Below are 22,652 nucleotides of genomic sequence, written 5' to 3'. Positions count from 1 at the left end.
AATTTGTTTATAAAATTTTTAAGTAAATACTGATTTTTTATGATAATTGAGATAGAAACCCATCCACTTGAGCCATTTTTACCTGAGAATGCCCGTTTATTAATGCTAGGCAGTTTTCCACCACCACGTAATAAATGGAAGATGGATTTTTACTATCCCAATTTCCAAAATGATATGTGGCGTATTTTCGGTTTGATCTTTTTCCAAGACAAAACTTACTTTTTAAGTGAAAGCCAAAAAAATTTTAATGAAGAACGTATTCGAAACTTCTTGATTGAAACTGGTATTGCAATCTTTGATACCGCTTATCAAATTAAGCGGTTGAAAGGGAATGCCGCAGATAAATTTCTTGAAATAGTAACACCAACAGATCTTGCAGTTTTACTTCAGCAGATTCCTCTATGTCAAACCATTATGACCACAGGCGATAAAGCGACTGATACTTTAATTTCAGTTTTACCAGAGCACACCGAAAAACCGCTTATAGGAATGTCTACCTCGACTTACTTTGCTGGACGAAATATTAATTTATATCGTCTACCATCTTCTTCTAGAGCATATCCATTAGCGCTAGAGAAGAAAGCAGAGGCTTATCAAAAATTCTTTAAAGAGATAGGCATTTTATAAGTAAACTTGAAATGCTGTTACATCATCCATTCAACTGGTAAATATGAAACAGCTTTAATCATGGTACGTTGGAAAAGGCTCGTATCTGGGTCTTTTTCATATTCAACAATCTTTCCATCCGACTGATAATCTAACCAAATGATCTTTCCTTCACTATTTAACTTAAGCTGGTAAGCAACTTGAGGTAAGTGCTGATCGAGCATGACTGAAATTTGCGCTTGTAATTGACTCGATTCAATAACCAGACCGACCTCAGTATTTAAGTAAGTCGAACGCGGATCAAAGTTAAAAGAACCAATAAATACTTTACCGTCTACATCAAAAAACTTGGCATGTAAGCTCGATTTATTTTTACATTTAGCAGGGATCACACTTCCAGTCACCACTTCATACCAAGTTCTGCGTCTGCGTTCTAAAAAGGGCTTAAACTCAAATAGTTCTACACCACTTTTAAGCATCTCAACTCGATATTGACTATAAAAGGCATGCACAATTGCCACGTCATTTGCAGCAAAAGAGTTGGTTAAAACCCTGACTTTAACACCTTGCACCTTGAGTTGCTTTAAATAGTAAGTGCCTTGTTGGGTAGGAACAAAATAAGCAGAAGCTAATTCAATATGCTGCTTTGGTTCACCCATAATCTTTAGGACTTGCCCATAAAGCATTTCTTCTTTAGAGGCTAGTCCTAAGATTTTTTTAGGTGAATCAGCAACAAAATATGCTTTTGACCACTGGATTGGATAGTGCTCTAAAAGTTCTTTTAAATAGCTTTGAGCATCGTAAAGCTTATCTTCGGTTTGAGTATGATTTTCACTTTCATGAATTAAATCATGGTAGTGCTGCCTTAGTGTTTGCAAATGGTGAACAGCACATGTTCCCACCAGCTCAGTAGCATTTTGACTTAAATCACTTTGCCAAAAATCATTAAAGACAGACTGTGCATGTTGTACGGTATGTCCATAAAATAAAATATCTAGATCTGTAAACTGAAATTTACTACTTGCATCAAAATACTCACTACTAATATTTCGACCGCCTGTTACCGCAATCACGCCATCTGCAATAATTAACTTATTATGCATGCGATGGTTTACTTTTTTGAACCGAAAAATATAGTCTAAAATTCTTAAATATCTAAACTTATATGGATTAAACAATCGAATTTCAAAATTGGGGTGGTGGAGAAGGCTTCTAAGAACTCCATCCAGCCTTACTCCATTTTGATCATCAATAAGTAAGCGGATTTTTACGCCACGATCTGCCGCCGTTAGTAACTCGTGCAGCATTAAGTTTCCAACAAAATCATTTGTCCAAATATAATATTGTAAATCGATTTTTTCTTTTGCATTTCTAATCAGATACATACGAGAAGCGATACTGATAAAGGCATCATCTAATGCCACAAAAGCAGTCAGTCCTTGTTCTGTTTTTTTTGTAGCTTGCTCATCATTCAACCAATTAAAGCTATTCGTCACTATATCATTCTCATCAGGGTCGTATGTACCGTTATACGAAGGTGTATGTGTAAAGCCCCAAGCATTTAATGCCATACTACTATACTGCTGATAAATTTGATTAATCATGTAAGCTTTTAAAGTCGCATCCAAGATAAGCACATCACAGCATTTTTATATTCAATTTATATGTCAAAATTCATATTAAACGTTATAAATACATTCTACCAAGCCTCAACGCTAGCAATTCTTTATTTTTATAGAGATATATCTATTTAAAAATATGAAGTTAAATTTAACCCTTTTATGCCTAATGCTATATTCAACATTATTTTTTAAGGATGCTTGAGATGAGTCACGTGGGTTCTTGTCTATGCAATGAAGTCAAATTTTCAGTTACTAAGAAAATAAACACGGTCTATCACTGCCACTGTAGTCTCTGCCGTAAACAAACTGGAACGGGGGCAAATGCAGCAACATTAGTAAATAAGGATAAATTTGAATGGTTATCAGGTTTAGAACTTGTCCGTACCTATAAAAAAGAAACAGGCTTTACATCTTCATTTTGCAGTCAATGTGGCTCACCAGTACCTAACTTGGTAGGCACTACTGATTTTATGTGGATTCCATTAGGTTTATTAGACAAAGATATTGTTGTGCTAAAAAAGCTTAATTTTTGTATCGTTTCAAAGTCAAATTGGGTAAACACAGTATATGCAGATGAATCTTACGATGAACTTCCAACTTTAAATGAACTAAACATATTGTTTGATTAAAGAATTTTTTAAAAATGAGACTTAGTCTGCATTAAATTTAATTTTTTCGGATGGTTATGCTTGCAGGTTTCACAAAAACACACTAATTACAATTGGCAGCACAACAATTACATTAGAAAACATGATATCTATCATACTTCCTTAAAGGGCTGAGTGAGTAGCTTAATAATAAAAGGGAGAAAATAGAGATGCCACAATATTTAATCATCGCTGAGAATGTATATAAAAAGATTGAGGACAAAAATTTATTTTCAGAAAGCTCGGCAGAAAACTTAAATCAATTAGTTGGTGTAATTCGTAATGAAATTAAAGGTACCAAATTTAAACTTAAATACAATTTTATAGATTTTGAGGAATGCCTAACCAAGCCCTTAGAGGAGTGTGCCATTAAGTTAGACATGAGCCTTATGCCTAAATATAAAAATAAAGACGAATATATACTTTGGCTTGCGGGTTTTATTGAAAGAATTACGACAGGAGGTGAGGCGAAGCTTCCTCCGATCTCAAAATTTATTCCTCCAGACTTTAAGTTTAATTATGAGGAACCACCCAAAGTATCATCTTCTACACAAGATGATGGAGAGATGATCATTAATTATTTCAAATCAGATGCTTTTAATAAAATTATAAGCCAAGAAAAATAAGTACATAAAAAATATAGAAGTGATCGTCCACTACACTTCTATATCTCGCTGTAAATTCAGCAACCGCCTACTGGGGCGGTTTTTTAATTTTACCCACCTTATTCATAAAAAATATATTGTTATAACTTTTCACAAAAGTTTGCATAACGCACAGAATCAGTCTCATTGGCCTAAAAACAGATACAACCTTCAATGTTAATTTTAAATTTACTTAATTATCGTTTGGAGATAAGTATGTTCAAGGCTATGTTTTTCTTTAGTGCTGGTGCTGTTTTCGGATACTGCTGTAAACACAAGGAGGATAAAGCTAAAGAGGAAAACTCATCAAAATAAGCGAAGTGCATTCATAAAGAACTTACTAATGAGTTGGTTTTTTATAAGGAGGTGTCTATGCTCCACAACCTTAGACAGGTTTTCTGTATTCATGTCTGGGAATATGACTTTGATATTACTCATGACGAAATTAAAGAATGCAGAAAATGTGGGAAAATTCATAAAATCAAGAGTTTTCCCAAATTGACTTAAGATGTAAATTTTTACTTTTAGTCTTAAGTGAATATTAAAAATTAAATAGGCTCAAAATTTTAAATATTGAGCCTATTTAATATAAAATTTAGTTAATTACCCTTAAATGAGATTAAAGAATACCTACCAATTTAATCAGAATAAAATCCCAAATAAATCACATTTTAAAATAATAAATAGTTATACTACACATTACTTATCACTTAAAATTAAAAATATAGAAACAATTTAATAAAAATTAAAAACTTATTTTTATAGCTTTCAACTTATACTTATATTTTACAAATAATTAATAAGGAGGTAGAAATGCCAAAATACTTACTATTAGCAGAAAAAATTAATAAAAATATTAAAAGTTCTTATTCAAACAATCATTTTAGAAATTTAAATAATCTTATTGTAGAAATAAAAAAAGCTATTGCAGGCACTGAACTAAAGTTTTTATATAACTTTGTGAACTTCGAAGGTGTTGTTATTAGTGTAAAAAATGAACTTCCTATTAAGTTAGATATGAGTTTGATTCCAAAGCATAAAAGCGAAGATGACTTCATTTTATGGTTGGCAGATTTTATTGATCGAATCACTATCGATACAAGCAAAAATCTCCCTTAAAAGAAACAATTGCAAACTCTTATCTTTAGAAAAATTTTTACACCAAACCACAATGGATAAGGTATTTAAGGTTCTTGTCTAAGAGCTGAATTCATATCATGTCGAACTTTACTTATATTTTCATAAATGACTTTGCGCATTCGGTTTACTGCGCCTAATGGTTTATGCTCAGGTAGGGCATGCCACGGTGTAAAAGACAGATTCTCACAAAACTTATTTTGTTCTGGTGTGTCAAAGTTCTGCTTGGGAATATGAATAGTTGCTACTTGATAGAAAGGAGCTGCTTTTTCATCCCATTCTGTCATTGAGTCCTCTACCAACATTTGATTTGAAGTTCGTGGTTGAATAAGAAATTCCATACAAGCATCTGTACTTTGCAAAGTTTTCTTTAAAGCTTCTCTTAAAAAATCATGACTAGGATTCTTGGGTAGATTGTTTGGCTGCATTGAACAAGCACGTACTGAATATTTAACTGCTTGTCGATCATTGCCAAGCCCTAACTGATAGGGAACCATAGACCAATAACGTGCGTATAATGGATTTGCAATTTGTGAATTACGTGCTCCCAGAGCATTCATTGTTCCTTTAAAACCTAACGCAAATGGAATGTGAAGTTTTCTGACCATATTATGGCTATTCACGTCATTCATAAAAGAAAGATATCGTTTAGCATCATTCGCAAAAAAGACTGGATGATTAATCATAATAAAATCTTGAGTGGTTGCTTGCTTTTCACTTTCTAAAATTTTCTGTCCAGACACACCTAAAATTTTTATTGCGATGCCACGTGCATCTTTTTTAATGTCGGCATTAGAGGCATCATTTGAAGCATTAGAAAATCGAATCCATGCTTGATAACTTCGATCTGGAATAAACATCCCTTTAGCAAACTGGACAGGTATATTTTTTGACACATGAAAATCGGCACGAACACATCCATGCGCCTTAGGATGTGCATCACGTAAAGCATTTCCTGCCGTATACTGTTCCCGAATCGATTTTTCAATAACTTGAGCTATGTGATCCGCTGTTAACTTTTCATTAGGTTGTAACTTTTCTCCTAACACTGGGTCGATCTCTGGATAAGAGTTACTTTCCGAAAAGGTCTTTGCAGTTGACGTTGTGTTGGAATATAAAGTTTCAGTACAACCTGATAATGCAAATACAAGAGGAGTAAATAAAAACAAACCTTTAAAATTTATAGGCTGTATAAAAGTTTCCATTTATTAACTCCTCAGTGTAAAAATATTTTAGGATAATATTAAGATTTCATGTTTAATTTTATTTTGAACTTTATGAAAAATATAAACTGTAAATAATTTAAACGTCATTGTTACTTATCTGAACAATAAAATAGGAATTATTATTTAATATAAAATCTCTTAATACATTAAGAGAATGTAGACATGATAACCAACTCACAAAATGTACAAAATAATACTAATACATCACCTCGCCCAATCACTCAGAATACACTTATTGATCGGTTTAGCCCTATTTATTGGAGAATAGACGGCCCGCAAACGATGTCTTTCGCCATTACGAACTATGGAAATGGTTTTGAAGCATCTTTTAGATCACGTATGACAAATGATTTGGTAGGAATTACTTGGGATTCTTATGACAATAAAGATCATAAATTTTTAGCGTATCAAACCAAATATAGCTATGCAGGGGTGGTTTGGGACTTCGATATTGAGTTATCTGCCACGATGCCAGTGCTTAACAATCCAAGTTTAACCCCCACTTTAACGGTGTACTATAATGAAAATGGCGTAAATAAAATTGCATATATTGTTCTATTTAATTACGCAAATAATCCTTCCTCGCGAACGGCGCATATTCGTATTAATTGGGATACAGTAAAAGCAGGCTTCTCTGCTACAGATAGCTTTCCGGTAACCAATATTCAGCGAATCTCATTTTCGGGCTTTACCAGTGACTATAATGGTCAAACCGCTATACCTCTAAGTCAACCAAAAGATGGCTACATTCGCCTCACTAACTCCGTTGTAACTGGAACAAATGCAAAGTTAAATTTGAGCCGTGTCGTTGTGCCACAGCACAATTATGGTATCTGCACCAGCTATGACGACCATTATGACTTAAACCCGCAGCGCCTAGTCAACAATATGGTCGCTTTGGGATACCAGGGTTTTGTTAACCACTATTGTGGAATGTCGCATTATCCAGAAATGACATGGAAAAGCGATATTAATAAATGGCAAATACCTGATACGTTGGTGACAGGCGAGGCGGTCGTTAACTCATGCACTCGTAAATGGCATGAGAAATATGCCCAGGCTTTACATAACGCCAGTTTACAACCCATTTTTGGGGTCAGTTTTGAAATGTATTCCTTGGGGGCCAATGAATATTGGGCACAGCGTGACTGGAACAGTAATTTAGGTAAAACAGGCTACCAACCACCGAGCTATTTTTTTAGTTTAAGTCATCAGAATGCTTTGGCATATTTACATAAAGTCTTTATTGAGTTTGCAGATGCAATGGTAGTGAGTGGATGCGATGTAAATATGCAGATTGGTGAACCTTGGTGGTGGTATAACACTGACACCAATCTACCTTGTGTGTATGACTACCCAACAAAATTGGCTTTTAATGCAGATACAGGATTATATGCACCAGATTTAGGTACTATTTATGAGGCAATGAATAAAACAGGAACGCCATATGATGAGTTTAAAACATGGCTCAGAAATAAATTAGGTCAAACCTGTCAAAATATTCGTACCGTGATCAAAGCAAAATACTCCAGTGCCAAAGTTAGCCCGCTCATTTTCTTTCCTTCCATTCAATCTCCAATTCAGACTTTAGCCACTTATATTAACTATCCAAGCCAACACTACTCATATCCTAATTTTGATTACATGATGACAGAAGCTTATGACTGGCTATTAGAAGCTCGCTTAGACTTGGCACATCAGGCAGTTTCTCAGATTCCTATACAAGGGTTAGGCTATCCTGCCAATAAAGTCATTTATTTATCTGGTTTTGTTCCCGATGCATCTATTGCCTATATTTATGGATTTGATAAAACCAAACCTTATCGAACACCCATTTGGCAACGAATTTTTGGTGATATGAAGAATAATGTTTCTTTAGGGTTAATGAAGCAATTTATCTGGGCATATCCACAAGTTATGTTTGATTCAATTACGATTGATACCACTCAAGCCCCAAATGGCTTCTTTGTTGAAAATACGCTTTATTCTCCAATTAGTGATAACACACCATATCCACCAGATATTTACCTCTAAGTAAAAACAAGCTGCTTATAAGCTAATGATTTGATAAGAAACCTCTTCAAGTAAGAGGTTTTCTTCTTTTTTAAATGTAGGCTTGCTTAGATGTATTTGACTGGCTATGCTGTGATAGATTGTCATGAAAGCCAATTTTAATTTAAGCAAAATTAAGCTCTTGTATTATCAATATATAATCTATTTTGCTCGACTATAAATACCGAATGATTTAAAGGAAACCCAAAGATGAAATCTCGTGCAGCTGTCGCCTTTGCCCCAGGAAAACCTTTAGAGATTGTTGAAGTTGATGTTGCACCACCTCAAGCGGGTGAAGTTTTAATAAAAATTACCCATACAGGGGTATGTCATACCGATGCTTTTACATTATCTGGCGATGACCCAGAGGGTGTTTTTCCTGCCATCTTAGGTCATGAAGGCGCAGGTGTTGTGGTTGAAGTGGGTGAGGGCGTAACAAGCGTTCAACCAGGTGATCACGTGATTCCACTTTATACAGCTGAATGTAAAGAATGCTTATTCTGTAAATCTGGAAAAACTAACTTATGTGTTGCGGTACGTGCTACTCAAGGTAAAGGTGTAATGCCAGATGGAACCACACGTTTTTCATATAATGGTGAACCAGTTTACCACTACATGGGTTGTTCAACCTTTAGTGAATATACGGTAGTTGCGGAAGTCTCTTTGGCTAAAATCAATCCTGAAGCGAATCACGAACAAGTTTGTTTACTGGGATGTGGGGTGACTACTGGTATTGGCGCCGTGCATAACACAGCAAAAGTACAAGAAGGTGATTCAGTTGCTGTATTTGGTCTAGGCGGTATTGGTTTAGCTGTTGTACAAGGTGCACGTCAAGCGAAAGCAGGGCGCATTATTGTCGTAGATACAAATCCAGATAAATTTGAACTTGCTAAACAGTTTGGTGCTACCGATTTCTTAAATCCAAAAGATTATGATCAACCTATTCAGCAAGTGATTGTAGAAATGACAGGCTGGGGCGTAGATCATTCATTTGAATGTATTGGTAACGTCAATGTTATGCGCTCGGCTCTAGAGTGTGCACATCGTGGTTGGGGACAATCCGTTATTATTGGTGTTGCTGGTGCAGGCCAAGAAATTTCGACACGCCCATTCCAGTTAGTTACAGGCCGTAAATGGTTAGGTACTGCTTTTGGTGGAGTAAAAGGTCGTACACAACTTCCTAAAATGGTCGAAGATGCTATGAAAGGTGAGATTCAACTTGAACCTTTTGTGACTCATACTATGCCTCTACAAGACATTAATACTGCTTTTGATTTAATGCATGAAGGTAAATCAATTCGTACTGTTATTCATTTCTAAATGAAATAAAAAAAGGGCTGTGATTCAGCCCTTTTTTACCACTTATAGGTTTATATCTTAAATGGCATTACCACACATGTCTGTTGTACCTTGAGGGTAGTTAAACTGTAGCGCATTACGGTCAGTAATCAGTTCATTTGACAACTCTTGTCCAAATAATTGTTCAGCATCTATTGATATAGCACTTGAAGCAGAAAAACTTATATTCTCAAGTGGGGCAGGTAAAGTAGATTTATATCCCTGATCAACACCATTTATAATAAAGCCAACTTGCTTAATGTTCTGATTAATATACACACCTAATCTTTGGTATCCATTTGCATTATTTGTCAGCTTCTGACCTTTATAGTATGGATGGTCTGGGCCGCTATTATCTCTAAGCCGATAAGCTATATTATAGCTTAATTTAGTAGGATTCTGACCAAAATCTGGATCATAAGTGCCCATATCAAACCAATAGTTGGATCTAACTGTATAGCCATTATTTGTTACGCCATTAAAACCAATGGCAGAGGAGTAATAAGCAGAATTACCAAATGATGAGTTTCCAAGAGCTGAGATTGGAAGCTTAAGCTCCATTTCAAATGCAATAATACCTGTGTGAGGTAATATGAAATCTCCAATGTTATGGGATGAATGAAGACTAGCTTTACTTTTAGCTACATACTCTACAATACCATATTCATTTTCTGGTATAGGCTGATCCACTTTAAGACTAAATTTTTGGCCAATTATCAATGGGAATTTTTTCATAGACCAATAATCAGAGTGTTCATTATTCCAAAGATCATAATCTTCTTGAGTTGCATCAAAATTGTATTGGCAGACTGGGGCAGAGGAATTAAGGGAATTCGTTTGAGCCAAGAGGATTTGAGGCGCTAATTTTTCATTCTTTACAGTTGATGAAAAGTTTTTAGATCCGGCTTTTTTGCTTGAATCATTATGTGTTACTGTATTGGTATTATCAGGATATACATCATATATAGCCCAACATAATGTAATTGCACTAAGAGTAACTATACCTATTTTTTTCATAAATATTCCTATCAAATTAAGTATTAACTTTTTATAAAGTATTGATAAAGTAAAATTTATTATTAATATTTAAAATTATTATGTTTATAAACTATTGAATATGATTAATCATATTCAATAGTTACAGTGGCCATTGCACGAACTTTACCAGGCGTAACATTTGCTGCAGTTTGATAGTATCGAGCTGTTAAAGGAACATCATATTGAATGGTTTGATTTGATTGTACGGTTCCCAATTCTAGTTTATTACCTACGCCAATAACCTGATTCTTATTTTGATAATTCCATACAAGTTGAACTCCAACACCATTTGCTTTAGTTGTATTTGGTTCAAGATTTTTTAAAACTTGAGTATTAGTGCCGTCTTGTTGATAATCAAAACTCAAGCTAATAAGGTTTTTTTCTTCATAACCCGTTGGGTTTATACCGCCATTACACAGAATATTTAGTTCGAAGGATTGGTCTCCTTGAGTTGAACCAACACCTTTAAAACCTGCCTTTGTAACCGTTGGCAGTTGTACCTGTTTATTAATAGCACCACGCCATTCACAAGAAGACGAAGCGATAGTAATTGCGTTACCATATACGGTACTGGTTAAGAATGGACGATCACTTCGGTTTCCAGCATAATAACTACTATAAACACCAGGAACTAAAGTTCCGGCTCCAGTACTTTCAGCTGTTTTCACAATTTCTACAACGAAATAGCCTTCTGCAAGATAAAAGCGACTGCTTGGGACACGACGAGTATAAGGGTAGTAACCAGAGAAATTTCCAGCATTAAATGCTTCACGATAGAGACGAATACCAATTCCTGGGATATTTGTTGAATAGATACTATCCCCAAGTGAACTAATTGGGTAATTTTGTAATAACTGTGCCGTCAACATATCCGAAAGACTACAGGTATAGTAGGTATAAGAATCTGGTCTGATCTCAAAAAGTGATTTAACTAAAACTTTACCCACAGGGTCGCTTGGTCGAACTACAACTCGTCCAACCCTCATAGGAACATCAATTGTTTTGAAGCCCGAACTAGGTGAACACGCAGCTTGAGTCGCCGTATTAATACAAAAACCTACTGCGACTAATGCACTGTTTAAGAGTAATTTTTTCATTTGCAGACAGCCTCAGTCATTACCATGCTTTGTTGCTTATTTTGCAACTGATTACTAATGTTGTACTCAACCGAACAACGTTCATTGCTTTCATCGCCCCATTTTACATAGAGACTATCTTGAGCAAGTGGGGTACGTAAGTAAATCATACTACCTTGTGCAACAATACCTACAGCTTCATCTTTTTGATTAAAGACTTGAGCGCCAAACGGTAAACTGTTGCCATCAGCAGTTTTACTATTAATGTAGACTGCATAACCTGTCTTAGTCGCAAAATCTACTTTAGCAATTGCGCCAGCAAAAGGTGCGATACGTTGACTAGTTTCTTCAAGCTCTACTTGGCTCGACATTTCTTGTGGGTCAAGCGTAATATCGTTTAGGCGATAAGGTGTTACATACGGGATAACCGCATAACCAGCCTTATTAACGCTTAAACCAACGGTATTATTAACTTTTGCTCCAGCTGCATCAGGTGCATGTACAAGTACCATTGTTTGGCCTTGCTCAGGTCCAAATAAAATACCATCTGAATGTGCAACCACACTACCACTTAAGCTAACCATTGCTTGTTGGTAAGAGTCAGCAATACTATAAGAGCCGCCAACAGTTGCATAGTTCGTACGATAACGACCATTAGCGTTAAACGTTGGGTTTGCATAGTCTTGATGTGAAACAGAGGCACCATAACTAAAGCGATCGCCAACCATTCCGCTTGCACCAACAGTACGGCTGTCTTCAGAAGCAGTAACGTTGACGTTGACTGAATTCTTCTTAAAGTTAATCGGGAATGAAAGCGTCATTAAATATTCAGTATCATGCGTCGCATCATTTGAACCGTACTCAACCTTACGGTTAATCGCAGATAAACCATAAGTTAAACCATGGTAGTTATTGCTATAACCAATTTGGTACTGTTTAGTACTTTCGCTACGGTTCCAATAGTCAACCCACGAACCTACTACATAGAAGTTACCCCAACCTTCAGGAAGTCCTTGGTTTAAAGTAATTTGGAATTCACTACGCTGGTGGCCCGCAGCCGCATAAGTGTTTACACCTTTTTCTTCTAAATCACGAATAAGTAGAGCATCACGTAATTTATAGAAGTTTTCTGTCGAGTAACGATATGCAGCAAGAGTTAAGTTTGTGTTAGTCGGAGAAATTAACTTACTATAGCTTAAACGGAAACTTTGCCCAGATTGTGATGACTGTTTTTCAAAGTCGGCTTCAGAGTGGGTCACATCTAACGCAACAGCACCAATTGGTGTAGCAAAAGCAGCACCTAACAATACAGCAGCATAATTTTCTGTAGCTTGTATGCCTGTATAACCTGTTAGGTAGTTGTTAATACCTTGTTGGTATTTACCCTGAACTACCCAAGGATTAAGGTCAATATCTTGATCTCGGAACTGACCTACAGTCAAAGAGTAACGGTTTACACCTGGACGCAACATTTGTACAACTGAAGCATATGGAACCGAAAATTTTTGTACTTGACCATTTGCTTCAATAATAGAAACTTCAATTTCCCCACCAAAACCAGTAGGGTAAAGGTCATTAATCTCAAAGTTACCTGGTGCAACAGTTGTTTGATAGATAAGTTGGCCTTGTTGACGAACTTCAACTTTTGCATTGGTTTTTGCGTTACCACGAATACGAGGAGCATAGCCCAACATACTATTTGGTAGCATGCGGTCATCGCTTGAAAAATCAATACCGCGATAACCAATAGAGTCAAATACTTCGCCGTTGGTAAAACTATCACCTAGCGTTAAAACACCACGATATTTAGGGAAGGCTCTTTGTAAGTATGTACTTGTTTCTTGATAATCTGATTTAGATTGATTTTCAGCAGGCGTATCTTGCCACTGCCACTGGCCATTATGACGTAATTGCCAACCAGCAATATTTAAACCAGCTGTAACGCCCATAAACGCATTTGTTGTCTCGCTTTGATCATTAGACTGATTAAATGTTTTATATGCACTACCACTATAAGACAGAAAACCAGCATTAATACCGCGATCCCATACGCTTGGGTCGACATAACCTTGCGCATTTTTTTGCAAAGCAACTTGCGGAATAGAAATATCTACACGTAAACGAGAGGTATCAAATTCATAGAATGCATTTTCAACCCACTCTTCAATTTTATAACAGCTATTATTTTCTTTTTGAAGGGCAGTGTGTTTAGACAGAACGTCTTGTTTAACGCCGTACTCAAGCAGGTTCATTCCCGTAAAACAGGTTACTGCATTTTTATTAGGGTCTAATGCTTTAAAGACCATACGACGTTTACCAAACCATTGACCATTTACATATACGTCAACGTTATATTCGCCTGGTAAAACAGGATTTCCATATTTAAAACGAGAAATATCAACTTTCTGAGCGTCCCCAATTAAAAAAGCAGAATCAAATTCAGCCTCTACTGGAGCACTCGTAGTTGTTTCTTCAGCATGCACGAATACAGGCATTGTCATTGTGACAACACCAGAAGCCAAGTAGTAACAAATATGGCGTTTTAATAATTTATAAGATTCTTGCCTTTTTTTTGGCATAGCTAAGTCCGCCTACACATATAGGTGCTTAAATTTATTAAAAAGATAAATCTGATTACTGAAGTTTTATCGGGTGCTCAACGCGACCACCGTAGTCATTGACGTTAATAAAACTCATATCTTGAAGGTTGCCATTCTTAAGCTGAACTGACGCTTCAGAGAAAGGCTTAATCATTAGCCCCTGAGGTAATAAATCAACCTTTTTATCACCTGCCTTTTGGTAAACAGAAGTCATTGTGATATGAAAAGGGGTAGGATTTTTTACCGTTAAATTTTGACCAGATTTAATCCATTGAAGCTTATCTGATGCTAAATTCACATCTTCTTTAATCGATGAAGGACGATAGAAGAATTTAATACGTGAACGAATTGCAAGTTGTAAGAAATTATCAGGCGTCGTATCTTCACTTTTTGAAGTAGGTCTTGGTGGAATATCTAAGATATTCAACCATAGAACTGTTTCTTGCTTCTGATTTAACTGAGAAGCATTTGGTAAAGCTGTAATACGAAGAGTCTGACTTTTCGTTGCTTCAACACGAGAAATAGGAGGAGCAATCATAAAAGGAACTTTTGATTGGTCCGGTGTACTTTTTGGGTCACCTTCGTCAATCCAAGCTTGGACAAGTGCTGGCTTTGAACCGTTATTGCTAACTTGTAGCGTAACTTCTCTAGCATCTGACGGGTAAATTACACGAGTGCCATGAATTACAATTTCTGCTTGAGTAGCAGGTGCAATAACTGCTGAAGCAAATGCTAAACCTAACAAAAAATTATAACTGTTCAATTTCATTTTCGAGTTCTCAACCAAGAAAGATTCAGGAAAGTGTTACACAAAACAGGGTTTCCATGCGGACATAGAAACCCCGCTATCAATTAATTATTGATAGATAATTGTGTATTGAACAGAAGTAGTTACTTTACCAGCAGTAGAAGCGCCAGTTGCATAGTATTCAGCATAGTAGTTAAGGTCAGCAGTACCAGTTGCACTTACATCAACCCATTGAGAATTAGCTTGAGCACCATTTGTACCCGCAGCAAGTACAGGTATGAAATTATTGTTACTACCTAAAAGTTGAACATTAACGTTTTTAGCGCCAGTAGCATCTGTGTTAATTAAACGACCAGTATTGAAGTCAACAGTTGCACCTGGCTCAAAGTAAGTAGCTACTTTACCTTCAGAACATTTATCTAATTTAATTTGGAAAGGAGTACGACCAGCAACATTCCCAGCAGCAGCTAAAGTTTGTTTAGAAACAGTTGGAAGAGTAACTGTGAAATCTTTACCAGCTGGAGTAGCGATGTTACAAGTTTTGTCTGTAACTAAACCATTAATTGTAATTGTACCATCAGCAGCTTGAGCATTAGCAATCCCTACAACCGAAAGAGCAGCGATCAAAGCAAGTTTTTTCATAGTGTTTTCTCAAAAGTCTGGATAAAAGTTTATTTCCTTACTTTTCCAGTGTTTGACATCTTGAAAAGTAATGCGGCGATCTTAACACTTCTTAAACAAAATGCAAACTAGATCACATTATTTTTTCATAATTTTAATTAAATCACGTTTTGTGTTTGAAGTTCAGGCCGACCATCAATAGCCTATATTATTGTTTATGAAAGTTTTTTTATTTTATAAAAAAGAAAAGCTATGAAGAGAAGAAAATTACATAAGAACACGATGTAAATAAAAAAGAATTAAACAAATTATGTGAAAAATAAGCTTAAATTCATAGAATACAATTATATAGAATAAATTATGCATATGTATACAGAAAAAATATACAAATAGTCATTTTTTATGAAAAAAGAGTGACTCATCAATTAATTGATCAAAAAATGCGATCAATTCGACAAATCACTCTTTCATCAAACTTACTGCAAAAATAAGTTGGGATATTAATGGTAATTAATAAGCACGACTTTGTGGTTAGAACTTATGCTCTCAATGCTTGTGTCCATTTTCTCAGTATGTTGAGCTAATTTAAAAAGACTATCTTTATTTAAATATTCACTATCAAGTTTAATATTTAAATTATTTACCTCAACACATTCTATCTCGCTATGTTCTCTTGAACATGTATCTTCAACAATATTTCCTCTTATCATTATTGTGTTACTTGCATAACAAAATAGTGGGGAAGAGGAAAGCACCATCAAAACAAGAAGTTTAAATATATTATTTTTCATTTTATATACCTATTTATAAAATAGTTTATATATATGTGATACCTTATTTTTAATTTAAAAACAATCATTAAGCTTTAAATAATAAAAAATCATTAATTTATACGTGATATAAATCACATTAAATACTTTAAATAATGTAATAGTTATAATTTCTAAAAATTTATTAATAATAAAACCACCAAAACAATATTAAGTTATTGTTATTTATAAAAACTTAGAAAATAATGATTAATAAAAAAACAGACTGCAAATTAAAACAGAATGATATACATTAAAATATTTAATAAAAATATAATTCATTTTATAATTTATAATTTATATTTCAAAATTATTACTGAGAAATAAAATATAGATTTCAATAAAAATGTGACTAAATATACATTATTCAACCAATCTGTAATTAAATTTGTTTTATATTGCGGATTTGAGCATATCAGAGCTAATAAATTAGAATTTAGCATAGACTTTAAAGATTTTAGGAAAATGGTCTAGCGAAATATAATTTTAGATTCCAAGGGCTTTTGGTAGAGAAAAAATTCAAAAAGAAATAAATAAGCGATTATTAGCCAAACCTAATCATAATTTCTATTTAATTAGATTTTATGAATCCTATTTATTATCCATCAATAGCAACGTCAGAAGATGCTAGTGCTGAATTTAATTAGAATAAAAATTCATTCCACATAGCTAAAAGTACCGCAATAGCTAGAAAGAAATAAGCACTACAAACAAATGAAAGATAGCTACCAAGCTATGGGGCAATACTGAATTATACAATTGTTCGTATAATGTATATTATGTTAAATAAAAGATTTGAAAATCTACGATATATCAGACTTCGCTTCTCTATGTTGTTGCTTCACTACTAATTCTTTACTGTGATGAATACTTAGCTTGGTTAACTGTATGTGTTGTTCTAGCAAATTACTAAACGCCTAAGCTGGTTCTATTGGATGCTTATGTATTAAACCCTATTTCTAATCTTAACCAGAATAATTTTCTAGACAACTTCCTGTAAGTTGTCATTACACTTTTATATTTACCCTAGTGAGCTGAGCTACTTACAAGATGTATTTGCGACTACTGGCTGCTATAGAGATTTCTTTTTCTAAATCTCCTTCTAATCCTCAAAATTTTTAGCCTATTAAATTAAAAACTGAAACTCAAATTATTATGTATGCTATTGAAATTTAAATAAAATATTTAAAAAATTCTTTTATATGCTTGAAAAAAAAGATATAGTACATGTATACAGCTGTTCTTTAAATTTAGCTCAATGGTAGATCTCAATTCATATACAATATAGCCATACAATTAAAAAAAATAAGATGCTGATCCAAAGCCATCTTTTGACCTTTTCTTTTTAAATTTTTATTGAGGTGTCATATCTAATCTAAGCCAGATTCATAAAATAATTTTTATAATTTAAATAATGGATAATTAAATGTGGATTGTTTTAAAAATATTTTATTGATTACAAGTGCCTGTTTAACCACAACTGTTTATGCCAAACAACAAGTAGTCTGTGTATTTGACCCAATTGGTAAGTCTGGAGAAGCTTTTGCTTTAGCAAAGGATTATGCTCTTGAAGCTAAAAATTGGGGAGCTGATCTATCTTTAAAAGCCTATGTGGATGAACGTGTTGCAGCTGAAGACTTAAAAGTTGGGAAATGTGATGGCGCTATTATTAGCGGTTTACGTGGCCGTCAGTTTAATAAATACACAGGATCTTTAGATGCGGTTGGCGCATTAACAAATATGAAAACGGCAATTAATGCCTATAAGCTGTTGTCATCACCCATGGCCGCAAAAAACATGGTGGTAGGCCCTTACGAAATTGCAGGTTTAGGGACTATTGGCCCTGCATATTTATTTGTAAATGATAGAAGTATCAATACACTCGCTAAAGCTGCCGGTAAAAAAATTGGGGTATTTAAATACGACGAAGCCCAACCAAAGCTTGTGCAACATGTCGGAGGTCAGGCTGTATCAGTAGACGTCACCAATGCCGGTGCAAAGTTTAATAACCATGAAATTGATATTGTCCCTGCTCCTATTGTGGCATTTAAACCTTTTGAGCTACACAAAGGTCTAGGTGAGAAAGGAGCAATCGTTCGTTTTCCTTTAACTCAAATTTCAGCAAACTTCATTATTCGTAAAGACCAGTTTCCAGCAGGTTTTGGGCAAAAGTCTCGAACTTGGGTAGCCAGCCAACTCAATAGAACGTTTGGCATTATTGCTAAATATGAAAGTGATATTCCTTCAAAATATTGGATGGATATTCCTAAAAATGAGCAATTAAATTATATGAAAATGATGCGCGAGGCACGTATACAGCTAACCAAGGCGGGTATTTATGACCCTAAAATGATGAACTTTTTGAAAAAAGTAAGATGTAAAGAAAACCCAAGTAATTTTGAATGTGCGTTAAATGATGAATAAATACTGAGGCAGAAGAGGCGAATTTGGATAGGTAAATTCTAAATAGCCTTACAATTTGGAAAACTTAGGATTTTTCTTAATGTATTAAATAAATATTTTATAAAATTTATTTATTTTTATCATTAGGACCCACCAGTAGTGATAATGGGGGTCCTTTTTTATATTTATTATATATCTATTACTAAAGTACCCAACGTATCAACAATTATACTATCTTGAGTAGCAATAACGTGATTATTTCTTATCAAAATACCATTACAAGCTACTAAGCGAACCGTATTGTAAAATTGTCCATGAGAATCATAAACAATTGTAGATATCTGAAAATTTTGAGATAGCGGCTCATTTGTTGAGGATGAAAGGGTTTGATAAATTCCGCTATCATTAGGAATATCTGAGACAAGAATTGGAAGTTTTTGCCCATTTTCTAATAAAACATTTATATACATATATTTATCTCGGTTATCCTGAAGTCACATAACTTCACTGTATGTTTGGATAGTATATCAAAAAGCAAAGTATTGTATTTGATAAGTTATTATTTATTCTTAATGGAATTTTTTTAATCATCGACGCACACCTCTTTCTCTTAGCAGAGTGCTGATCTCCTGAAGTGTTAATAGCTGACGTTTTTCAAAATCAGTAGGAGTATCCGATGCTTGAAGCGTTTTTATTCCAACAATCACTCCTGCCATTCCTATTACTAATGACGCTATATCAATAGCTCCTTGGATCCAATACCAACAAGAAGCAATAAATAATAAAAATATTGCTAAACCAAAAAATCTAAAATTAGTTCTATTTTTCCGCGAACGCTCATCTGCAAGTAAAGCCTTTCGATGAGATTCTTCTTGTATTAACTCCTCAGGTGTACAATGAATAAGCAATTTATATTTAGTATTATTGGAGTTATCATTAATTTGAACATCTCCATGTATATCACCAGAATTAAAGTCTCTCAAAATATACTCCTTCGTATCAAAAATGCTATGTCTGTTGTGTAGTTGTATCAGTAGCAGTTAAATAAATTTGTTGAATATATTTCTACTTATATTAAAAATTAGAGATTATTCATTTTGAATCAATTTCCTTAGCTTATTAAAAGAATAATTCAATAAAAGTTATTCTCTATTTTTAAATTAATTGTTATTAAATATATTCTAGATAGGTAAAAAGCATCTTATGATGCTTTTTACCTGAATTACTACTTACGTTTACGGTGCCACTCGATAAACTGCTGCACTCTCGGATGGGTTAAAACATCTTGCAAGTTCATAATATAATACTTGCAATAGTGAACATCCTTCCCTGTCTCTGTCCGATAAGGGATTTTATGTGCTTCAATTAACCACCCATCTTGCCTTAGTTCACAAATACGAGCAGCCGAGCTAACACAGTCAAGCTTATGTCCCATTTGCCTATTGGTTGGCTGATCACCAGACAATAAAAACATTAAGATTTCAGCTTTATTTGTTCCAAGTTTCGGAAGTTTACCGATAATTGGAGTCATTTTTGGCATATCGCCAAAGTCTAAAAATTCCATGATGGAATCCTCTTATAAAAGAGAGACTTTGAGCAGTAATGTCATCCTTATGACACTAAACTAGCATTTAATATAGCTAAGGCATTCCAATTTGATCTGCTTTTCGCTATAATCACGCGGCTTTTTGAACGACCATCTTAAACGAAATTCAGCTTGACTAAATTTCAAATAGGATGTAATTCTAAATTTCAACACTTCGTTTAATGCTTTTAAGAGTGACATTTCTAATCTCCGTCTCTTACTTAAAGGTTGATGTGTTCTAGATATTGAAGAAAGGAACTAGGCTGCCACCTAGTTCTTTTCTATATCTAGTGCACTTCTAACTGTCCAACCACTAAATGTTGGGCATTGATCTAATTTTATTACAAAAATTATTTCAGTGGAAGTTAATTGCGTCTAAATATGTCGCACTTGCTCTCTAAGACACTTTATAGTTTTTACATACTAAGAGCTAAAAACATCAAAACTCTGCGAAATATGAGAAAATATGCAGAAATAAAGGGTAAAAAGCGGTAGATTCTCGTTTTTTTGTTCTAAAAATAGCCAGCATGCTGTCTATATTTTAATTGATAATTTATGTAACAAAAAATTTCAATATTAATTTTGAGTACTAAATCACATTGCTTGCACATTATGTGGAGTAGTAAATCATTCTGTAATCATATAACTTAAATAAGATGAGGAAAGCTTAAAAGCCACCTCACCCCATCCCCCTCAAAAACACCTCAACCACCCTCTCATCAACTTCACCCAAACTTAAACGCTGAATAATTACGCCTTCGATCATATATAAAAATAGTTTGGCATCGGTAAAAGAAACATCGTCATTAAGTGCTCTAAGCAGGCTATATATTTCGTTGGTGAGCCATGTTCTATAACGCACGGCGGTTATGTACGCTTTTGGATGAGTCAGTTTTATTTCAAAAATGGCTTTAAATAATAAGTAGTACAGCCCGTCTAGGTCGGTGTGTAAAAGATAGAGCTTTTTGAGTTTATCGATTACGTTTGTATTGCGGTCATATTCAACCACTGAAACCACTTTTTCTTTTAGGCGCTCTTTTTGCACAATCAGGCAGATTTCAATCAACCGTTCTTTTGAGTGAAAGTAGTTATAAAATGTCGCTTTGGTCACTTCACACTCTTTCACAAGTCTGTCGATGCCTACCAGATGAAATCCGTTGTAGTGAAATAACTCAATTGATTTATTTACGACTTGTACTGCACGTGTTGGGAGAACTATTTTTGGCATATTTTTACCGCTATAAAAATTATTGTTGTATATAAATGAGATATAAAAACCGCTGCCTTTTGGGAGAAAAAAGGCATAGCAAAGCCGTAAAGACTGTGCGCAGCACATCTCAAGGTTTAATTGTCTAAGTAAGTTTTAAGTAATAACGAGCTAAAGCCTGAAAAAGCCTTACGGCGATCAAGCTGCGTTAAATGTTTTAAGCTGTGTTGTTATAGCTTTTGGCAATGGTTGCCAAGAAATGACGAATGTACAAAGCCAACTCCTTATATATGGAGTTCTGCCAAGACATTAGAATTATGGTGGCAGAACGAGAAAGGGTTGACAGACTGGTACGACGCCAGCACACCCGAGGGTGTCCCTCTCCCGTCCTACCGCTACGGGAGGGAACGAGGAGCTTACACATAAGACTATTCCTCAGAAGAAATAATCCTGATGCGGTCGTATAGCAGTCTGTCAAAACTGCCTGGCAATGTAGGCCAGCCCGCAAATGGTAATCTCCAATATTTGAAGTGTCAGTGTGAAATTGGCTAGAAATTATTTAAATAATTATTGTTTTTCATTTAATTACATAATTAAGGAAATTCTTAAGTAATATTTTTAATCTACCCTTATATCATTAAGTTAAAGTTTAAAATTTCAAAAACTTAAAGTCTGAATTGTCCTAACTCAACTAAAAATGAATAAATAAAAAGAGACACTACTGTTATTAAGGGATGTTTTTAAGAGTCGCTATCCAGTATAAAATTATGACTTAAGCGTCCCATCTCACAAATTAGGCCGTGTCATATACTTAAAGTAATAAGAGCAAAAAATGACTCAAAATCAAGTTGAACTCGCAGAGAAATTATCAAAAGAATCACATCAAGGTCAAAAGTATGGTCCTCATGATTACTTTGATTACCATATTAAAGGTGTGGTCAATTCATTAATTGAGCACCAATTTTCAGAAGTTTATATTATTACAGCCCTTCTCCACGATAGCGTTGAAGACACACCCCTTACGCTAGACAAAATCGAAAGTTTATTTGGAAAAGAAGTCCGTGATGCCGTTGATGCATTAACTAAACGGGAAACTGAAACACGCGAAGAATATTTAATTCGTTGTGGTTTGAATCCGATCGCTCGAGTCGTAAAACTTCATGACGCAGCCTTTAATGCGCATAACTCACATAAAGAAAATAATCAATCACGAGTAGATTATTATCTTCAAACCATGTTAGCTGTTTCAACGGCGCAAGATAGGTTGGGGTAAAAGACAACGAAATGAATCCG

At 34.6% G+C, this 22,652-nt stretch carries 20 protein-coding genes; 8 read left to right on the top strand and 12 right to left on the bottom strand.

All coding sequences use genetic code 11. The features are described from left to right. The first annotated feature begins 39 nt into the window (after nt 1-39). Nucleotides 40-627 (top strand): DNA glycosylase, encoded by a 588-nt coding sequence (locus AC52J8_RS09030; protein WP_017386949.1) that lies wholly within the window; start codon nt 40-42, stop codon nt 625-627. A 17-nt stretch (nt 628-644) separates the two neighbouring features. On the opposite strand, the gene AC52J8_RS09025 is transcribed toward AC52J8_RS09030, so the two are convergent. Beyond that, the gene (locus tag AC52J8_RS09025; RefSeq protein ID WP_086399053.1) at nt 645-2,234 is read right to left on the bottom strand and encodes a phospholipase D family protein; all 1,590 of its coding nucleotides are present in this window, start codon (nt 2,232-2,234) and stop codon (nt 645-647) included. A gap of 188 nt (nt 2,235-2,422) precedes the next feature. Between AC52J8_RS09025 and AC52J8_RS09020 the strand changes: the two genes are divergently transcribed. The 3 genes from AC52J8_RS09020 (at nt 2,423) to AC52J8_RS09010 (ending at nt 4,638) form a co-directional block, all read left to right on the top strand. Beyond that, nucleotides 2,423-2,857 carry a GFA family protein gene (locus tag AC52J8_RS09020; protein WP_086399034.1) on the top strand — a complete coding sequence of 145 codons (435 nt, stop codon included), beginning with the start codon at nt 2,423-2,425 and terminating at the stop codon, nt 2,855-2,857. Between the two features lie 188 nt (nt 2,858-3,045). Continuing rightward, the gene (locus AC52J8_RS09015) at nt 3,046-3,501 is read left to right on the top strand and encodes a hypothetical protein (RefSeq protein WP_002113876.1); all 456 of its coding nucleotides are present in this window, start codon (nt 3,046-3,048) and stop codon (nt 3,499-3,501) included. 831 nt (nt 3,502-4,332) lie between these two features. Next, entirely contained in the window at nt 4,333-4,638 is a 306-nt protein-coding gene (locus tag AC52J8_RS09010; RefSeq protein ID WP_002113703.1) for a hypothetical protein, read from the top strand. 65 nt (nt 4,639-4,703) lie between these two features. Here the strand turns inward: AC52J8_RS09010 and AC52J8_RS09005 are convergent, their stop codons facing one another. After that, on the bottom strand, nt 4,704-5,861 hold the full coding sequence (locus tag AC52J8_RS09005) for a catalase family protein (protein ID WP_086399035.1): 1,158 nt from the start codon (nt 5,859-5,861) through the stop codon (nt 4,704-4,706). Nucleotides 5,862-6,044: 183 nt separating this feature from the next. Here AC52J8_RS09005 and AC52J8_RS09000 point away from each other — a divergent pair, with 183 nt between their 5' ends. Continuing rightward, nucleotides 6,045-7,916 (top strand): non-contractile tail sheath protein, encoded by a 1,872-nt coding sequence (locus AC52J8_RS09000; protein ID WP_197738996.1) that lies wholly within the window; start codon nt 6,045-6,047, stop codon nt 7,914-7,916. Between the two features lie 228 nt (nt 7,917-8,144). Further along, nucleotides 8,145-9,254: an S-(hydroxymethyl)glutathione dehydrogenase/class III alcohol dehydrogenase gene (locus AC52J8_RS08995; protein WP_086399037.1), complete on the top strand. Its 1,110-nt coding sequence runs from the start codon at nt 8,145-8,147 to the stop codon at nt 9,252-9,254. A 57-nt stretch (nt 9,255-9,311) separates the two neighbouring features. On the opposite strand, the gene AC52J8_RS08990 is transcribed toward AC52J8_RS08995, so the two are convergent. From AC52J8_RS08990 to AC52J8_RS08965, 6 genes are all read right to left on the bottom strand, one after another. Next, nucleotides 9,312-10,289 (bottom strand): DUF4882 family protein, encoded by a 978-nt coding sequence (locus AC52J8_RS08990; protein WP_086399038.1) that lies wholly within the window; start codon nt 10,287-10,289, stop codon nt 9,312-9,314. Nucleotides 10,290-10,393: 104 nt separating this feature from the next. Next, complete coding sequence (locus AC52J8_RS08985; RefSeq protein ID WP_069031244.1) at nt 10,394-11,407, bottom strand: fimbrial protein; 1,014 nt, start codon at nt 11,405-11,407, stop codon at nt 10,394-10,396. Then, a complete protein-coding gene (locus AC52J8_RS08980; protein ID WP_086399039.1) occupies nt 11,404-13,965 on the bottom strand; it encodes a fimbria/pilus outer membrane usher protein in 2,562 nt (853 codons plus the stop codon). The genes AC52J8_RS08985 and AC52J8_RS08980 overlap by 4 nt, the downstream gene beginning before the upstream one ends. 55 nt (nt 13,966-14,020) lie before the next feature. Beyond that, nucleotides 14,021-14,755, bottom strand: coding sequence for a fimbrial biogenesis chaperone (locus AC52J8_RS08975; protein WP_140157898.1), 735 nt, complete (start codon nt 14,753-14,755; stop codon nt 14,021-14,023). An 87-nt stretch (nt 14,756-14,842) separates the two neighbouring features. Continuing rightward, nucleotides 14,843-15,376, bottom strand: coding sequence for a fimbrial protein (locus AC52J8_RS08970; RefSeq protein ID WP_000731824.1), 534 nt, complete (start codon nt 15,374-15,376; stop codon nt 14,843-14,845). Between the two features lie 479 nt (nt 15,377-15,855). Continuing rightward, on the bottom strand, nt 15,856-16,146 hold the full coding sequence (locus AC52J8_RS08965; protein ID WP_005069200.1) for a hypothetical protein: 291 nt from the start codon (nt 16,144-16,146) through the stop codon (nt 15,856-15,858). Between the two features lie 1,446 nt (nt 16,147-17,592). Here AC52J8_RS08965 and adeT1 point away from each other — a divergent pair. After that, nucleotides 17,593-18,588 (top strand): putative multidrug efflux protein AdeT1, encoded by a 996-nt coding sequence (adeT1, locus tag AC52J8_RS08960; RefSeq protein ID WP_086398722.1) that lies wholly within the window; start codon nt 17,593-17,595, stop codon nt 18,586-18,588. A gap of 167 nt (nt 18,589-18,755) precedes the next feature. Here the strand turns inward: adeT1 and AC52J8_RS08955 are convergent, their stop codons facing one another. The 4 genes from AC52J8_RS08955 to AC52J8_RS08940 all read right to left on the bottom strand — a co-directional run bounded on the left by AC52J8_RS08955 (nt 18,756) and on the right by AC52J8_RS08940 (nt 21,380). Then, nucleotides 18,756-19,037, bottom strand: coding sequence for a hypothetical protein (locus AC52J8_RS08955; protein ID WP_005075987.1), 282 nt, complete (start codon nt 19,035-19,037; stop codon nt 18,756-18,758). A gap of 117 nt (nt 19,038-19,154) precedes the next feature. Then, nucleotides 19,155-19,550 carry a hypothetical protein gene (locus tag AC52J8_RS08950; protein ID WP_057070842.1) on the bottom strand — a complete coding sequence of 132 codons (396 nt, stop codon included), beginning with the start codon at nt 19,548-19,550 and terminating at the stop codon, nt 19,155-19,157. Nucleotides 19,551-19,792: 242 nt separating this feature from the next. Beyond that, nucleotides 19,793-20,131 (bottom strand): helix-turn-helix domain-containing protein, encoded by a 339-nt coding sequence (locus tag AC52J8_RS08945; protein WP_005075983.1) that lies wholly within the window; start codon nt 20,129-20,131, stop codon nt 19,793-19,795. A gap of 700 nt (nt 20,132-20,831) precedes the next feature. Continuing rightward, complete coding sequence (locus AC52J8_RS08940; RefSeq protein ID WP_086398723.1) at nt 20,832-21,380, bottom strand: TetR/AcrR family transcriptional regulator; 549 nt, start codon at nt 21,378-21,380, stop codon at nt 20,832-20,834. A gap of 811 nt (nt 21,381-22,191) precedes the next feature. On the opposite strand from AC52J8_RS08940, the gene AC52J8_RS08935 reads away from it, so the two are divergent. Beyond that, nucleotides 22,192-22,632 carry an HD domain-containing protein gene (locus tag AC52J8_RS08935; RefSeq protein WP_032042475.1) on the top strand — a complete coding sequence of 147 codons (441 nt, stop codon included), beginning with the start codon at nt 22,192-22,194 and terminating at the stop codon, nt 22,630-22,632. Nucleotides 22,633-22,652: the final 20 nt, after the last annotated feature.

It is taken from the genome of Acinetobacter sp. S-1 (assembly GCF_059579785.1).
This window is presented reverse-complemented; position numbering and strand designations above follow the sequence as displayed.

Coding starts and splice junctions, on each gene's coding strand:
- AC52J8_RS09010 (WP_002113703.1), top strand. CDS start 4,333: ATGCCAAAATACTTACTATTAGCAGAAAAAATTAATAAAAATATTAAA.
- AC52J8_RS09030 (WP_017386949.1), top strand. CDS start 40: ATGATAATTGAGATAGAAACCCATCCACTTGAGCCATTTTTACCTGAG.
- AC52J8_RS08995 (WP_086399037.1), top strand. CDS start 8,145: ATGAAATCTCGTGCAGCTGTCGCCTTTGCCCCAGGAAAACCTTTAGAG.
- AC52J8_RS09000 (WP_197738996.1), top strand. CDS start 6,045: ATGATAACCAACTCACAAAATGTACAAAATAATACTAATACATCACCT.
- AC52J8_RS08990 (WP_086399038.1), bottom strand. CDS start 10,289: ATGAAAAAAATAGGTATAGTTACTCTTAGTGCAATTACATTATGTTGG.
- AC52J8_RS08970 (WP_000731824.1), bottom strand. CDS start 15,376: ATGAAAAAACTTGCTTTGATCGCTGCTCTTTCGGTTGTAGGGATTGCT.
- AC52J8_RS08935 (WP_032042475.1), top strand. CDS start 22,192: ATGACTCAAAATCAAGTTGAACTCGCAGAGAAATTATCAAAAGAATCA.
- AC52J8_RS08940 (WP_086398723.1), bottom strand. CDS start 21,380: ATGCCAAAAATAGTTCTCCCAACACGTGCAGTACAAGTCGTAAATAAA.
- AC52J8_RS08975 (WP_140157898.1), bottom strand. CDS start 14,755: ATGAAATTGAACAGTTATAATTTTTTGTTAGGTTTAGCATTTGCTTCA.
- AC52J8_RS09005 (WP_086399035.1), bottom strand. CDS start 5,861: ATGGAAACTTTTATACAGCCTATAAATTTTAAAGGTTTGTTTTTATTT.
- AC52J8_RS08985 (WP_069031244.1), bottom strand. CDS start 11,407: ATGAAAAAATTACTCTTAAACAGTGCATTAGTCGCAGTAGGTTTTTGT.
- AC52J8_RS08965 (WP_005069200.1), bottom strand. CDS start 16,146: ATGAAAAATAATATATTTAAACTTCTTGTTTTGATGGTGCTTTCCTCT.
- AC52J8_RS08980 (WP_086399039.1), bottom strand. CDS start 13,965: ATGCCAAAAAAAAGGCAAGAATCTTATAAATTATTAAAACGCCATATT.
- AC52J8_RS08955 (WP_005075987.1), bottom strand. CDS start 19,037: ATGTATATAAATGTTTTATTAGAAAATGGGCAAAAACTTCCAATTCTT.
- AC52J8_RS08945 (WP_005075983.1), bottom strand. CDS start 20,131: ATGGAATTTTTAGACTTTGGCGATATGCCAAAAATGACTCCAATTATC.
- AC52J8_RS09015 (WP_002113876.1), top strand. CDS start 3,046: ATGCCACAATATTTAATCATCGCTGAGAATGTATATAAAAAGATTGAG.
- AC52J8_RS09020 (WP_086399034.1), top strand. CDS start 2,423: ATGCTTGAGATGAGTCACGTGGGTTCTTGTCTATGCAATGAAGTCAAA.